This window comes from Methanomassiliicoccaceae archaeon (assembly GCA_034928305.1).
Lineage (GTDB): Archaea > Thermoplasmatota > Thermoplasmata > Methanomassiliicoccales > Methanomethylophilaceae > VadinCA11.
In genome coordinates, this window is the sequence record JAYFOZ010000002.1 from 68,391 (window position 1) to 82,606 (window position 14,216).

General features: G+C 55.5%; 17 protein-coding genes. 11 read left to right on the forward strand and 6 right to left on the reverse strand.

Annotated elements, in window-relative coordinates; all coding sequences use genetic code 11:
* The first annotated feature begins 32 nt into the window (after positions 1 to 32).
* Positions 33 to 542: a multiprotein bridging factor aMBF1 gene (locus VB016_02050; protein MEA4977322.1), complete on the forward strand. Its 510-nt coding sequence runs from the start codon at positions 33 to 35 to the stop codon at positions 540 to 542.
* Positions 543 to 545: 3 nt separating this feature from the next.
* On the opposite strand, the gene VB016_02055 is transcribed toward VB016_02050, so the two are convergent.
* On the reverse strand, positions 546 to 1,028 hold the full coding sequence (locus tag VB016_02055; protein MEA4977323.1) for a DUF2240 family protein: 483 nt from the start codon (positions 1,026 to 1,028) through the stop codon (positions 546 to 548).
* A gap of 150 nt (positions 1,029 to 1,178) precedes the next feature.
* Between VB016_02055 and VB016_02060 the strand changes: the two genes are divergently transcribed.
* From VB016_02060 to amrB, 3 genes are read left to right on the forward strand one after another with little or no spacing between them, the layout of a single operon-like run.
* Positions 1,179 to 1,349 (forward strand): DNA-directed RNA polymerase subunit K, encoded by a 171-nt coding sequence (locus VB016_02060; protein ID MEA4977324.1) that lies wholly within the window; start codon positions 1,179 to 1,181, stop codon positions 1,347 to 1,349.
* Positions 1,350 to 1,362: 13 nt separating this feature from the next.
* Entirely contained in the window at positions 1,363 to 1,986 is a 624-nt protein-coding gene (gene rpsB, locus VB016_02065) for a 30S ribosomal protein S2 (protein MEA4977325.1), read from the forward strand.
* A 41-nt stretch (positions 1,987 to 2,027) separates the two neighbouring features.
* Positions 2,028 to 2,846: an AmmeMemoRadiSam system protein B gene (gene amrB / locus VB016_02070; GenBank protein ID MEA4977326.1), complete on the forward strand. Its 819-nt coding sequence runs from the start codon at positions 2,028 to 2,030 to the stop codon at positions 2,844 to 2,846.
* Positions 2,847 to 2,867: 21 nt separating this feature from the next.
* Here amrB and VB016_02075 read toward each other — a convergent pair whose 3' ends face one another.
* Together VB016_02075 and VB016_02080 are read right to left on the reverse strand one after the other, a co-directional pair.
* Complete coding sequence (locus VB016_02075) at positions 2,868 to 3,773, reverse strand: glycerol dehydrogenase (protein ID MEA4977327.1); 906 nt, start codon at positions 3,771 to 3,773, stop codon at positions 2,868 to 2,870.
* Positions 3,770 to 5,095, reverse strand: a complete 1,326-nt coding sequence (locus tag VB016_02080) for a single-stranded DNA-binding protein (protein MEA4977328.1) — start codon at positions 5,093 to 5,095, stop codon at positions 3,770 to 3,772. Before VB016_02080 ends, VB016_02075 begins: the two co-directional genes overlap by 4 nt.
* Before the next feature lie 140 nt (positions 5,096 to 5,235).
* Here VB016_02080 and VB016_02085 point away from each other — a divergent pair, with 140 nt between their 5' ends.
* The 7 genes from VB016_02085 (at position 5,236) to VB016_02115 (ending at position 12,872) form a co-directional block, all read left to right on the forward strand.
* On the forward strand, positions 5,236 to 6,309 hold the full coding sequence (locus VB016_02085; GenBank protein MEA4977329.1) for a formate--phosphoribosylaminoimidazolecarboxamide ligase: 1,074 nt from the start codon (positions 5,236 to 5,238) through the stop codon (positions 6,307 to 6,309).
* 61 nt (positions 6,310 to 6,370) lie between these two features.
* Positions 6,371 to 7,525, forward strand: a complete 1,155-nt coding sequence (locus VB016_02090) for a pyridoxal phosphate-dependent aminotransferase (protein MEA4977330.1) — start codon at positions 6,371 to 6,373, stop codon at positions 7,523 to 7,525.
* 89 nt (positions 7,526 to 7,614) lie between these two features.
* Positions 7,615 to 8,682, forward strand: a complete 1,068-nt coding sequence (locus tag VB016_02095; protein MEA4977331.1) for an aminotransferase class V-fold PLP-dependent enzyme — start codon at positions 7,615 to 7,617, stop codon at positions 8,680 to 8,682.
* Positions 8,679 to 10,268, forward strand: a complete 1,590-nt coding sequence (serA, locus tag VB016_02100) for a phosphoglycerate dehydrogenase (protein ID MEA4977332.1) — start codon at positions 8,679 to 8,681, stop codon at positions 10,266 to 10,268. Before VB016_02095 ends, serA begins: the two co-directional genes overlap by 4 nt.
* Positions 10,269 to 10,284: 16 nt before the next feature.
* Positions 10,285 to 10,671, forward strand: coding sequence for a DUF6015 family protein (locus VB016_02105; protein MEA4977333.1), 387 nt, complete (start codon positions 10,285 to 10,287; stop codon positions 10,669 to 10,671).
* A 38-nt stretch (positions 10,672 to 10,709) separates the two neighbouring features.
* Positions 10,710 to 12,593: an ATP-dependent DNA helicase gene (locus tag VB016_02110; protein ID MEA4977334.1), complete on the forward strand. Its 1,884-nt coding sequence runs from the start codon at positions 10,710 to 10,712 to the stop codon at positions 12,591 to 12,593.
* A 24-nt stretch (positions 12,594 to 12,617) separates the two neighbouring features.
* Positions 12,618 to 12,872, forward strand: coding sequence for a hypothetical protein (locus VB016_02115; GenBank protein ID MEA4977335.1), 255 nt, complete (start codon positions 12,618 to 12,620; stop codon positions 12,870 to 12,872).
* Here VB016_02115 and VB016_02120 read toward each other — a convergent pair whose 3' ends face one another.
* The 3 genes from VB016_02120 to VB016_02130 are packed head-to-tail and all read right to left on the reverse strand — an operon-like array spanning position 12,873 to position 14,211.
* Positions 12,873 to 13,508: a tRNA 4-thiouridine(8) synthase ThiI gene (locus VB016_02120; protein MEA4977336.1), complete on the reverse strand. Its 636-nt coding sequence runs from the start codon at positions 13,506 to 13,508 to the stop codon at positions 12,873 to 12,875.
* Entirely contained in the window at positions 13,496 to 13,654 is a 159-nt protein-coding gene (locus VB016_02125) for a hypothetical protein (protein MEA4977337.1), read from the reverse strand. Before VB016_02125 ends, VB016_02120 begins: the two co-directional genes overlap by 13 nt.
* Positions 13,651 to 14,211 (reverse strand): exosome complex RNA-binding protein Csl4, encoded by a 561-nt coding sequence (locus VB016_02130; GenBank protein ID MEA4977338.1) that lies wholly within the window; start codon positions 14,209 to 14,211, stop codon positions 13,651 to 13,653. The genes VB016_02125 and VB016_02130 overlap by 4 nt, the downstream gene beginning before the upstream one ends.
* Between the last annotated feature and the right edge of the window lie 5 nt (positions 14,212 to 14,216).

Sequence of the window (14,216 nt, forward strand, 5' to 3'; positions counted from 1 at the left end):
TATTAATTATCAGAGCACACAATTGAGGTTCGATGCCCTGCGAGATGTGCGGTAAAAGCGTGCCGTTCACTAAATCGGTGATGATCGACGGCGCTAAACTAGAGGTTTGTCCCGAATGTGCCAGATTCGGAGATGATTATAAGGCTTCACTGTCTCCCCAGTCTTCCGGCCAGTCCACCGGGGGGAGCAGGACGGTAATCGAGCAGAGGCTTGAGAAACGCGAGAAGAGAATGGGCACCAAGGACGTCTACGCCCAGGCAAAGACGGTCGAGGTCGTCGAGAACTACGGCAAGGTCGTACGCGAGGCCAGAGAGGCAAAAGGAATGGACTTGGACGAGTTTTCCAAATTCATCAGCGAAAAGAAGGGGACCATAGCCAAGATCGAGGCGAACAGGCTCGTTCCCGATGACAAACTAGTCAAGAAGATAGAGAAGGCCCTGGACATCAAGCTCCTGGAGACCGTTCTGTCGGGCGCAGGCCTGTCCACCGGCGGCAATTCATCCGGAAAGATGACCCTCGGCGACTTCATAAAGAAGAAATGAGGGTCATTTCTTCAGGACAGCGTCGTAGACCTTCTTGTAAAGAGAGGAGACGTCGGCACCTATGTCCCTGAGGACTATGACCCCGGCGACCTCTATGTCAACATCCAGTTTCTTCTGCAAAGCGTTGCATGCTGCAATATACCCAGCACGCCTCATGCCGCTCTTTTCAGCCATGGATACCATTTCGGGGAAAAGCCCGTTCTCGGTCTTTTTCTTCTTGGATGCGAGGGAGCCTATGAGTTCCGCGGACGGCCTGTAGGCTATGGGGATCTCGAGCCCGGACCCGTCGAACTTCGGGCGGAGATAACCGTCTTTGAGCTCCAGCACACCAGATGAGACCATGGCATCCATCAATGCCTGGGACTCCTTTACGGACATCCATCTCAGGTCGAGGGAAATACCCATGGTGAATTCCTTTTCGGCGACCACGTCCCTCCCCTTGTTACGGAAGAATGCGGCGGCGCAGACAGTAAGCTCGTCAGCCATCGTACGGCGATATCGCTCACTGTAAAAATATGCTTGCACGCCCCTCGCGCGCGTTATTAGTGTTCAACTAACAAATAAAAATAAGGGAAACAAAATTTGCAAAAGGTTTATATCGGTCACCCTGATAGAGGGACATCCTGTGTGGTGAACATGAAGTACACTAGATTTGAGAAAGCGAGGATCATCGGTTCCAGGGCGTTGCAGATTTCATACGGCGCCCCAGTTCTCGTGGACTACTCCGAGAAGCTGATCGATCCCATCGACATAGCCATGCTGGAATATGAAAAAGACATGATCCCGATCACTGTCGTTAGAAACTAAGAGGCATTTTTACATGAGCGACGAGGATAGCGTTAAAATCGAAACTGAACTGCTGGTGCCAGAGGACACATATCTTACATCGGGTGTCCACATCGGTACCCAGCAGAAAAGCGCCGATATGAAGGATTTCATATACAAAGTCAGACAGGACGGCCTGTACGTTCTTAACGTCCAGAAGACGGACGAGAGGATCAGGGTCGCCGCGGCGATGCTCGCACGCTATGACCCTAAGAGGATCCTCGTAGTATCGGCAAGGCAGTATGGGCAGAGGCCCGCAAGGGAGTTCTCCAAGGCCATCGGGACGCCTGCGTTCGCAGGACGTTTCGTCCCCGGAACGCTCACAAACCCGGTCAACCCCGGATTCGTCGAGCCCGAGATCCTTCTGGTCACCGACCCCGCCGCCGACAAACAGGCGCTCAACGAGGCCCTTAACCTTGGAATCCCGATCATCGCCATGTGCGACGCCAACAATGAGACCCGCAACGTCGACCTCATTCTTCCCACCAACAACAAGGGAAGGCGCGCGCTAGCATGCGTCTATTGGCTCCTCACCCGCGAGGTGCTCGTGGCCCGCGGAGATCTGAAGGACCCCGCCGACTTCAAGATGGAGATCGAGGACTTCGAAGCCAAGCTCTGAGCCGGTAAAAACTCTTTTACTCAAACCCCCTTAACTTCTTCATGCGTTACCCGGCAGTCGCAGGGCGTTTCTATCCTCTGAAAAAAGAGGACCTCGTCCTTGATATCGAAGCATGCTTCCGTCACAGACTAGGTCCCGGAATCCCAGGCCCCGAAGGAAGTGCCAGACGTATAGTTTCTGCGGTTTCTCCGCATGCAGGCTACATGGCGTCCGGGATGAACGCGGCCCATACCTACAAACGTATCAGGGAGGACGGGCTTCCCGAAACTTACATAATCATAGGTCCGGACCACCACGGCGTCCCTTTCGATTTCGTTATGTGCTCCGACGACTACCTTACGCCGCTCGGCCCCTGCAAAACAGATAAGGATATGATCGGCGCGTTGATGGACCTGGTCCCCGACAGCGCTGACGCACACAGGCTGGAGCACTCCATAGAGGTGCAGGTCCCGTTCATACAGTACATCGACCCCGATCCTCGCATTGTACCGATCATCATGTCGAAGCAGGACCGCAGGACGGCAGGGCGCCTGGCGGACATTCTGGCAAAGGTTTGCAAGGGAAAGGACGTGGTAATAATCGCATCCAGCGATATGTCGCATTATGTCCCGAAACAGAGGGCCACAGCTTTGGACGCAGAGGTCATCAGGAACATAGTTTCTCTGGATGCAGACGGGATATTCGACGTCGTCAGAGCCAAGAGGATATCCGCATGCGGCTATGGCCCGATAGCGACCGCGATACTGGCCTCGTCCCCCGGCAGCGCAGAGGTCCTGAAGTACTCGGACTCATACGATTCCCTCGGCGGAGATCCGGAAGCGGTGGTAGGATACGCTTCGGCGGTAATGTACAGAAAATAATGTAAGTGGTTTGGTGGCGAATCAATAATCGATGCGCTTCAGTCTTTTTAGGTCGGGCTCGTAGACCATTCCGTTGTCCATCAGGATGTCGGATATCTCCTCGAGCTCCGTTGCGGATATGCCCTCGGCTTCCGCACGCCTCTCCACCTCGTCCCTAGGCGCGCCGCGGCCGTCTGTGTCCAGCTCGGTGATGATGCGGAGTATCGTGTCCTCCATGTCCTGGCGGTTTGCCACGGACTGCTCGGGGTCGACATCTATCTCGTCCGGAGATCCGCCTACGTCCTCGGGGAACCCGAAGTCTATGACGCTGTCGGGAAGCAACATCCTCAGGGCATCCTGTATCGTTTTCACATAGGGGGAAGAGTCAGGCATCCCGTACTTGTTGAGGGCGATGTCTATTCCTTTGGATTCTTCGACAGAAAAGCCCGCCGCGGTCAGGTCTTTTTCGGACGTGCTGTTAACGGCTATCGCTTTTTTCATTCTGATGAGGCGCTCCCATAGGGATACGGCGGCGCTCAGGATCCACTGCTTGCGCACGTCCTCCTGTACCTGGACGATCGTCTCCGGCCTCACGGAGACGAACACCCGTCCGTCGTCCGCCGTATAAGTTTTCACTTTCCCGACCACGGCCACGAACGCCGGTACTTCCAGTTCGGCTATGGCCGACGCGGCCTCGGGCTGGAATTTTCCTACATTTATGAAGAAGCTCCCGCCGACGTCCTGAATGCGCCCTCTCCAGAGAGGCTCGTCCTCATTGCCGATGTTCTCCTTTTCCGTAAGCACGCCGGCCACGAGCACCCTGTTAACCATGGCGCCCAGCCTTGTCACCAGATATGCCGGGGACATCTCCTCGTCGCCCTTCACCGATGCCGAGGAGCTGTTAAGTTCGCCTGCGAAAAGCCTCCATGCCGTTTCCCTGGTGTTCATAGGGACGCCTCCACTTCATCGAGGAGTTTTTTAGCTTCAGCGGTCAGGTCCTCTTTGACGACCTCGGCAGCCCTTACTATCATCATGGGTCCGTAATCGTCGCTCATGACGTTCCCGGTAACCGAAAGCCTCCGGATGAGCATCGATTTGGCCAGCTCCCGTTCGACGGGCTCCATGTTGCCTCTTGCCTTAGCGAGCCCCTGGGCCATGCCCAGCGTCACGCCCGTCAGGCGCTCCGTGAGCTCGCGGTTGACTATCGCGCTTATGGCGCCCGTACCGTCGTCGAGCGTAAGCTTCATCCTCAGGTCCATGACGGGCTCCACCCTTCCATGAGCCTGGCATTCTCCGTTGATTATGGACCGGTTGCATTCCGGGCACCGCTCGATCAGGCCGCTGCCGCGCCTCATGTCTACAACGGTCCCGGCAACGTTGATGTCCAGCCCGCCGCCTGTCCTGACTATGTCGCCTATCTTCTTGGTGGTAACGACATCGGCTATATCGTTGCCGAAAGTGTCGTCGACCCTGCTGACCTCGCACCTCTCGCCCATGTTGAGCTGAGGTATGCCCTTCCAAGAGCGTATGTACGCGTTCTTGATGCAGACGGTCTCGCCCTCCTTGAGGCCGAAATCGTTCCATGCAGAATACTGGATTTTTCCGGTGTCGTCGGCGATCATCCCGGAGTAGACGGTCTTGGGCTCGCCTTTAACCGTAACGTTACGTTCCTCGGCGGATATTATGCGCCCGGTCACGGTGACGTTCCCCATCCCTCCCGCGATCCGCCCTATCTTGACGTCGGAGGATTCCATGGATATGCTCCGGTCCGGTACGTCTACGCGCATTCCGTCGGCCTTTTCGACGCTTCCGCGTGCGCCGATGTTGATCTGTATCTTCTCGTTCCAGGTTTTGGCGTAGGCGCTCTTCAACCAGTATACGGCGCCCTTCTCCATCTCGACCTGTTTCCCCTCCCAGACGGTGAACGATGCGGTGCCCGTCTCGTCGCCTATCAGTCCGGAGATTATGGTCTTGGGGCTGCCCTTGACCGTTATGTCCTTCTTCTCGACATATATCGCCTTGACCAGCATATCGACGCTCGCCTCCGTGCCGTTCAGATCCCCGATCTTCTTGACCAGGGACGAGGACTGGAACGGAGTCTGCTCGAGCACTCCGAATTTACGGAGTATTCCTCTCTTGGCTGCCTCGGGGGAGATGTGGAACTCGTTGACGTACTTCTTCAGTTCGTTCATGATCTGTTCGTCGTCGACCTTGTCCTTCAGCACCCTTTTCAGTTCTTCATAGTGGGGTGTTAGTTCTTGTTCGTTCATTCTATCGACCTCCGCTTTCGCGGTATTTCCATCTATGCATTGTCTCTTATAAACTTAATCGGAAGGTCGCCGATTATTCCGAATCGTCCCCGCGCGACGTCTCGACCTAATCTTTAAATGCATTATAACTATCATAGGATATGGTTCCCAAGAAGAAGATCGATGAGATTCTTGACGGGTACGATCCCGCCGACATTACTATCGCGACACTGTGTTCGCATTCTTCGCTTCAGATCTTCCACGGGGCCCGTAAGATGGGCTTTAAGACACTGGGACTTACGATCTCCCACGACACCAAGTACTACGACGCGTTCCCGCTGGCCAAGCCGGACAAGATCATAAAGTACAGCGACTTCGACGAGATGGAGGCGCGCGTTGGAGAACTCCAGGACATGAACACGGTGATAATCCCGCACGGCTCGTTCGTCGAGTACATGGGGACGAAGAGGTTCGAGGACTTCGCCGTGCCTTCGTACGGTAACCGCGCCGTCCTCTCATGGGAGTCCGACAGGACAATGCAGAGGGAGTGGATAACGTCTGCGGGGGTCCCGATGCCGCGCCTCATATCGGACGCCAGGGAGATACACGAGCCGGTAATGGTGAAGTACCACGGGGCCAAAGGCGGACGCGGGTTCTTCATCGCCAAAGACTACCCGGATTTCAAAATGTCCATAGACAACACCCAGCCCTACACGGTTCAGGAGTACTGCCTTGGGACCAGGTACTATATCCACTACTTTTACGATCATTTCAAGGCCGACGGCTACAGGTGCGACGATGGCGGCTCCATAGAACTGATGTCGATGGACCGCCGCGACGAGAGCAACATCGACGAGATGTACAAGCTCGGGTCCATAGAGGACTCCAAGAGGCATGGCCTCTACCCCTCTTTCGTGGTCACCGGCAACACCCCCGTCGTCCTCCGCGAGTCGCTTCTTCCGAAGGCGCTGGAGATGGGACAGAGGGTCGTCGACCGTGCATACGAGATGTTCGGCGGGATATGGGGGCCGTTCTGCCTCGAGACGGTGGTCAACGATAAGTTGCAGTTCAAGGTGTTCGAGATATCTGCGAGGATAGTCGCAGGGACCAACCCGTTCGTTTCCGGATCGCCGTACGCCGATTTCATATATCCCGGGCTGAGCACGGCGGGCCGCATGGCCATGGATATAAAGAATGCAGCCGAGAACGGAAGGCTGAAATCCATCCTTACATGAGGTTGTAGGGTCCATTATATACCCCTAAACAATAACCGCTAGGTAAACCGAGAGGCGTTATATGGTTTCAGAGAGACTAAAGAATATTCCGGCGTCAGGGACCGTCGCAATTTCTAACAAGGTCAGCAGACTGAAGGCTGAGGGACAGGACATAATCTCTTTCTCAATGGGAGAGCCAGACTTCACGACGCCGAGCAACATCGTGGACGCCTGCATAGATTCTCTCAACAACGGTTTCACCCATTACACCCCGTCGCCGGGAATACCCGAGCTCAGAAGGGCTGTCGCCGAGATAGCTCTGAGCGAGAACAACATTCCCTGCAGGGGCGCCAACGTTCTTATAACTCCTACCAAGCAGGCGATTTTCATGACGTCTCTGGCATATCTCGATCCCGGGGACGAGGTCATTCTGCCCGACCCGGCATGGGTATCGTACGAGGCATGCATCCGCCTCGCAGGCGCGGTGCCAGTGTTCATCCCGACGAAGTTCGAGGACGAATTCATCGTCGACCCGGCGCTTGTAGAGGCCGCGGTAACGCCCAAGACAAAAATGATAATCATCAACTCGCCCTCCAACCCGACGGGGTGCGTCATGCCGGAAGGCGTGCTCAAGCAGATCGCGGACATCGCCGTAAAGTACAACCTGATGGTGCTGTCCGACGAGATCTACGAGAAAGTGATCTACGACGGGAAGCATTTCTCCATCGCATCCTTCCCCGACATGTTCGACAGGACGATCACGGTCTCGGGGCTCTCCAAGACCTATGCCATGACGGGATGGAGGATCGGATGGGCGATAGCCAACGAGAACTGCATCTCCGATCTGAACAAGCTTCAGTCGCATTCGATATCGTGTTGCGTTTCTTTCGCACAGCAGGCGTCCGTCGAGGCCCTCAAGGGCAATCAGGACGACCGTTGCAAGTTCGTCAGGGAGTTCAAGCAGCGCAGGGACCTCGCAGTGGACCTGATAAACGAGATGAAAGGTCTCGACGTCAACGTTCCGCAGGGCGCTTTCTATCTGTTTCCCAAGTACAGCTCCGACATCAAATCGTCCGTGCTGGCTACAAGGCTCCTCGAGCAGGCCCACGTGGCGGTCACCCCCGGGTCTGCGTTCGGACCGGCGGGAGAAGGATTTTTCAGGATATCCTATGCCACCAGCGAGGACCAGATAAGGTCGGGCTTTGAAAGGATAAAGAAGTTCCTCGCGGACCTCTGAACGCGTGCGCGTCCGTCAAAATAAATATAGGTTAGGGCATAGCCGTTCTCGTTCGCCTGCATCTGGCAGGATGGGCAGAGGGATTCCATTTGAACAGAGAACTTTTCACGGTCGGCCCCGTTAACGTAGAGCCAGAGGTCCTTCAGGCCATGGCCAGGCCCATGATAACCCACAGGTCTAAGGAATACAAGCAGCTCCACGGTGCGATCGTCGAAAAGACCAGGAAGGCCCTGGGCACGGACATGGACGTCCTTATGGTCGCCGGGTCCGCCACAGTCATGATCGAAGGCGCCATCAGGAACGGAGTGGCAGGCAGGTCGCTCGGAATAACGGGCGGTTCGTTCGGCGACAGGTCGATCGAGGTCGCACAGCTCAACGGCAAGAGCGTCGAAAAGGTCGAAGTGCCCATGGGCAAAGGGATCAGGCCCCAATCCATCGAAGGCCTTGTGAAGAAGGACATCGAGGCCGTGCATTGGGTCAGCAACGAGTCTTCCACAGGAGTTTTCAGCGATTCTACCGCTATAGCGGAAGAGGTCCGCAGGCAGAGCTCCGACGCCCTGGTCATCGTCGACGCGGTGACGTCCGCGTTCGCCATGGACCTGAACATCAAGGATATGGAGCCGGACGCCCTAATATTCGGAACACAGAAGGCATTGGCGCTTCCTCCCGGGCTGGGAATGATGATATGCTCGGAAAAGATGCTCAAGAAGTCCGCGACCGTCACCAACCGCGGTTTCTATACGGATCTGCTGAAGATCAAGAAACAGAGCGACGAAAACTACGCACTGACCACGCCCCCCGTGTCCCTGATGTACGGGCTGGACTTCCAGCTGGACAAAGCATTGGCCGAGGGGATGCCCGCAAGGTACAGAAGGCACCAGGAGATGGCAGACCTTGTAAAGGCATGGTCTAAGAAACTGTACGGGATATTCCCGGAGGAAGGTTTCCAGTCCAACACGATAGGGGTCCTCAACCGCGGTCCGCTGGACTTCGATAAGTTCCACGCATCGCTGAAGTCACGCGGATACGAGATATCCAACGGCTACGGCGGCGTTAAAGAAAAGACGTTCAGGATCGGACACATGGGAGATCTGACCCCGGCAAGGGTAAAGAAGCTCCTTTCCGTCATGGACGAAATACTGGAGGAGATGAAATGACCACTAAAATCCTAGTTTCCGACCCTCTCAACGAAGAGGGCCTTAAAATCCTGAAAGACTCCGGTTTCCCGGTAGACGTGAAACCCGACCTCTCGGAGGACGAACTGTGCAAAGAGATCGTCGATTACGACTGTCTGATAATCAGGTCCGGCACCAAAGTCACGAAGAAAGTGATAGAAGCGGGCAAGAAGCTCCGCATCATCGGCCGTGCAGGCGTGGGGGTGGACAATATCGATGTTCCCGCGGCGACCGAGAAAGGCATACTCGTGATGAACACTCCGTCCGCCAACATCCTCTCGGCGGCCGAGCACACATGCGCGATGCTGCTGTCTCTTGCGAGGAACATCCCGTTCGCACACGACTCGATGCACAGAGGAGAGTGGAAACGTTCCAAGTATACCGGGGTCGAGCTTAACGGCAAGACGCTGGGCATAATAGGCGTCGGACGCGTCGGCGGAGAAGTCGCCAAACGCCTCAAGGCGTTCAACATGACGATGGTCGGTTACGATCCGTTTCTTCCCAAGGACGTCGCGGACAGCATCGGCGTCCGCCTTACGACGCTGGACGAGGTACTGAAGATATCGGACTTCATGACGATACACACGCCCCTGCTTCCCGACACCAGGAACATGATCTCCACGGCCCAGTTCAACATGATGAGGCCCAACGCCAGGATAGCCAATGTGGCACGCGGCGGGATCGTCGACGAGGACGCGCTGTACGAAGCGCTCAAGAGCAAGAGGATCGCCGGAGCGGCATTCGACGTATGGTGCGAGGAGCCTATATGCGAGGCGGAACAGAAACTTCTGGAGCTCGATAATCTGGTGACCACGCCGCACCTAGGTGCAAGCACGGTCGAGGCCCAGGAGAGAGTATCGACGGAAGTCGCAGAGAACGTTGTTAAATATCTAAAGGACGGAGTAATAGCCAACGCAATCAACGCGCCCCGCGGGAAGTTGGATCCGGAGACGGAAGCATATGTCCCGCTGGCCGAGCGCATGGGAGTCTTGGCGCACCAGCTTAACGGCAACGTGCCGATAGACGAGCTCGAGGTCACGTTCCGCGGCGGTCTGGCATCCAAACAGACAAAGATGCTGACGATATACACGGTGATCGGAGTCCTGAAGAACATCATCGGCCCGGGACAGGCCAATATGATCAACGCGTTGCCCATCGCCAAAGGCAAGGGCATAGCGATCAAAGAGTCTTCCACCGACGAGGTCAAGGACTACGCGAACGTCATAGAGGTCAGGATAGTATCGGGAGAGGGGTCCCGCACGATACGCGGTACGGTCTTCGGCGGACAGCCGAGGCTCGTGGGAATAGACGGCTACAGCTTCGAGGTCCCCATGTCCGGCGATATGGTATATATTCGTTACAAGGACGCGGCAGGAGTCATCGGCCATGTCGGCAATGCACTCGGAGAAGCGAACATCAACGTCGCACAGATGGCCGTCGGAAGGTCCGGAAAATGCGCGATGATGGTTCTGATCGTAGACCAGGATGTTCCGGTCAAAGTGCTGGACAACATCGTTAAGGTGTCCGGGGCGAAGGACGCGAAGTTCATCGATCTCGTGGACAACTGAATAAGGAGGCGAAGGTATGGAAGTAATAATCACAGTCGAAGAGCTTACACAGGCCATAAAGAACGGCATACGCGAGGCGAGCAGGGAGATGGAGGAGGAGCAGGCGTATCAGCTGGCACTTCACGTACTCAACTTTTTCGGCTACTCCGACAGGATAATAGACAACATACTGGAGCCCGAGGACCGCGATGCCTTCTACATGTTGGAGGACGCAGGGATCCTGACCACCGAGCGCGAGGAGACCACCCTGTACGACGGAAGAGAGTGGAGGATCCACTATTGGCTCTTCAGGAAGAAGAGGATAGAGGACCTGATAGGCGGCAATATGAAGCGCGAGGCCGAGGCAGAGGCCGAGGATTCGTTCTACGAAGCACTTCCGGACGAGATCTGGAAGAGGTCCTGATTCCCAAATACTTTTTACTCCCATGCGGGTACTCCCGCATGGACCTTTTCCCGTACCCATTCAGAGAAGGACAGCGGGAGATGGTCGATTTTCTCAGAGAAGCGGCTGTAACGGGCAGGGCCGCAGTTGTAGAATCCGGTACAGGGACAGGCAAGACCATCTCGTCCCTGGTGGCATCGATAGATGCGGCGAAGTCCACCGGATGCAAGGTCGTGTACCTGACGAGGACAAAGTCCCAGCACAAACAGGTAGTGACGGAATGCGCCCGCATATCGGAAAAGATGCCTTTGCTATGCGTCCCTCTCCAAGGGAGGAAGGCCTCCACATGCCCGATGATGGCGGGAGATCCGGAACTTGCCACCGGGACCCCCGAAGAACTTTCAAAACTGTGTTCCGAGTACAAGCGTAAAGAGAACGGCGTATGCGCCTGCAAATACTTTGAAAACATAGAGAAAACAGATATACCCAGCGTTATTGAGTATATTAGGAAAGGACACCCCTCGCAGGAGGAGTTCAACTCATATTGCGAGGACGGCGAACTTTGCCCTTACGAACTCATGAAGCACGCATTGCCGGAGGCCGACGTGATCGTAGCGCCATATCCATTCGTCTTCATGCCTCCGGTCCTTCATCATTTCATCGAATGGGCAGGCGCTCCGCTGAGATCGATGATAGCCGTGGTAGATGAGGCCCACAACCTTCCCGACTATCTTAGAGAAGTCATGACCGCAGAATACAGCCTCAATGCACTGGCACTTGCCGAGAGGGAAGCGAGGGAAATGGGGAACCCCGAGGTGGCGGAAGGCCTTACGGTAACCGATTTCACAGGAGTCGTCCACGACATAATCGTAGCGGCCTCTGCGGAATATCTCGTAGAGGAAGACGGCCTGGTCCCCCCGTATTTCCTGCAGGACGAGCTGATGGAGCGCCTGGGCGTAAGCTCAAGGACGATATCGGCTATTCAGAGGGCGTTGTTGGACATCGGCGAAGCCGTTTCCGAGTCTAAGAAAAAGAGGAAGAAGCTCCCTCGCAGCTACATCGGTTCCCTCGGGAGGTTTCTTCAGCATTGGTACTCTACCGAAGAGGGATTTTACGTCAGGCTCGTCATAGGCGGCGATAACACCAAGCTAAAAGTCTACTGCATGGACCCCAGGGAGGCGTCGGGACCACTGACGGAGTTCCACGCGTCAATACATATGTCCGGGACACTGGCACCTCTCGACGAGTACGTAACGGAACTGGGGCTGGAGGATGCCGAAGCGCGTATTTTCAGATCGCCGTTCGATCCCGAGAACCTTTTGATCGAGTATGTCACCGACGTTTCCACCAAATACGACGAGATGAGCGACCCCGGAAACGTGGAGAGGATGGAGCAGCGGACGGTCGATATCGTAAGATGCACGGACAGAAACACAGCCGTATTTTTTCCATCCTACAGACTGATGGACACATTCATAAGGGGCCGAGTTCCAGACCGTATAGGGAAGGACATATTCTACGAGATCAGGGGAATGAGCCAGATCGATCTAATGGAGGCAGTGGAGGGGTTCAGGAGCACCCCGCACAGCGTATTATTCGCCGTTACAGGGGGACGTATAAGCGAGGGGCTCGACTTCCCCGATAAAGACCTGGAGGTCGCAGTGATAATCGGGATTCCGTATCCTCGGCCGACGGCCAAACACAAGGCATTCACAAGATACTGCGAGATCGTTTTCGGAGATGGTTTCGAGCACGCATCCAAAATACCGGCCACGCGCAGGATCAGACAGGCGATCGGAAGGCTGATCAGGTCCGAGAACGACGCGGGGGCGGCGATAATACTGGACCGCAGGGCGTCCGTGCTGGACGGGATAGACGCGCGCCCCACCGACTACCCGTGTTCGGACATCGTAGAATTCTTCGCAGAAAGGGAACAAAATTAATACAAGGTGAACTTTGTGAACCGCATGCCTATCGAGGTAGACGAAGACGTCAAGAAGAAAATTCTGGCAGAGGGCAGGGACTACAGGGTGTGCACAGCATGCACGGGTCCAGCACTTGTCCCGATAACCGTCAAGCCCCCGAAGCCGAACGACATAAAAATCCAGATCGGGAAAAATATCCTGTATATCTCTGTGGTTCAGGCCAAATACATCAACCGAGTGACCATCGATATGGTCTACGACAAGGAAGATGTGGCGTACTGTCCGGCGTTCTATTGATCACGATATGCGCACGGCAGAGTCTGCCGATGCGGAAACCATCGCGTCGATGTCAGAAGAGGCATCGAAGGCCCTCACCTTAAGGAGTTCGGCCTCAGTGACGGGCCCCTTGGGTACGATCGTGCATCCGACCGCCGGACGTATGGATATTTCGTAAGTTCCGATGTTTTTGGCGATCTCCTCGATCTCCAATTTATCGTAGCCGATAAGCGGCCTCAGGACTGGGAATTCCAGTCCGGCGTTCTCTGCGCGTATGTTGCGAAGTGTCTGCGAGGCTACCTGACCCAGGGAATCGCCCATCACTATCCCGGTACAGCCCAGTCTTTTTGCAAGCTCCTTGGCGGTGCGTTGCATGGTGCGCTTGCACATAACGCACTGATATCTTGTGTCGCAGGTCTCGCTTATGCGGGTCTGGCTCGGGCCGTGCTTCGCGGAATAAAGGGGAACGTCCTGACCTGTTATCTTTCTCAGCCGTTCGGCCAGCACCTTGACGTTCTCCAAGGACCTGCCGTCCCCGTACGGAGTGTTGTCCATATGCAGAAGGACGATCTCTGCGCCGGCCTCGGCCATCACGTAGGCCGCGACGGGCGAATCGATTCCGCCGGATATCAGTGAGATGAGCTTCAGGTAATATATCCCCCTTGAACGGGGGCTCCTTCGAAGCCCTCTTCGTCGACCAGCATCCCGTATAGTCCGCCGATTATCTCTTTTAGGTCTTTGACCTCGGCTCTGAGCGCGACGACCTCGGCCTTAAGTGATTCTATGTCCTGTTCGTTGCTCATAATTTGACATTCCCATAGTCGTCCGCGAGCTTTCTGGGCATGGAGTACTTGCATTCAGGGCAGTACAGTCCCATTCCTTTACGGGTCATTTCGGTCTTGCATGTTCCGCACAATGCGCGTATCACGCCGAAATGTTGGTCCTTGGTCGTAAGTTGCAGGGAAGGTTCGGTATCAAGCACCATGGCTCTGATGAAATCTCCCTTCCTCAGCTCCTTCCCGACATCGTCGGTGTAACCGGGCGAGATCTTCGACACGTGGAGCGTAGCGTAGGTCTCTCCGCCGACCTGTCTCTCGGTGCCGTCTTTGGCGACCACGTCCGCCGTGGCCATCGTGTTCCTTATATCGGCGACGATCGCGTACACCACGTCGCCGTACTTCAGAATGTTGGGGGGATTAGGGGTGATCACCCTGGCGACGCATTCTTCGTCGTCCAGTACCAGATATCCTATCTGGGATGCGTAAATTTTACCGTTATCCGCGAAGGTCCCGTCCGACGCAAGATACTCTTCTTCTACTGCTACCTCGTCCCCGGGGAAAACCTCAATTTTATTCTTCATATCAA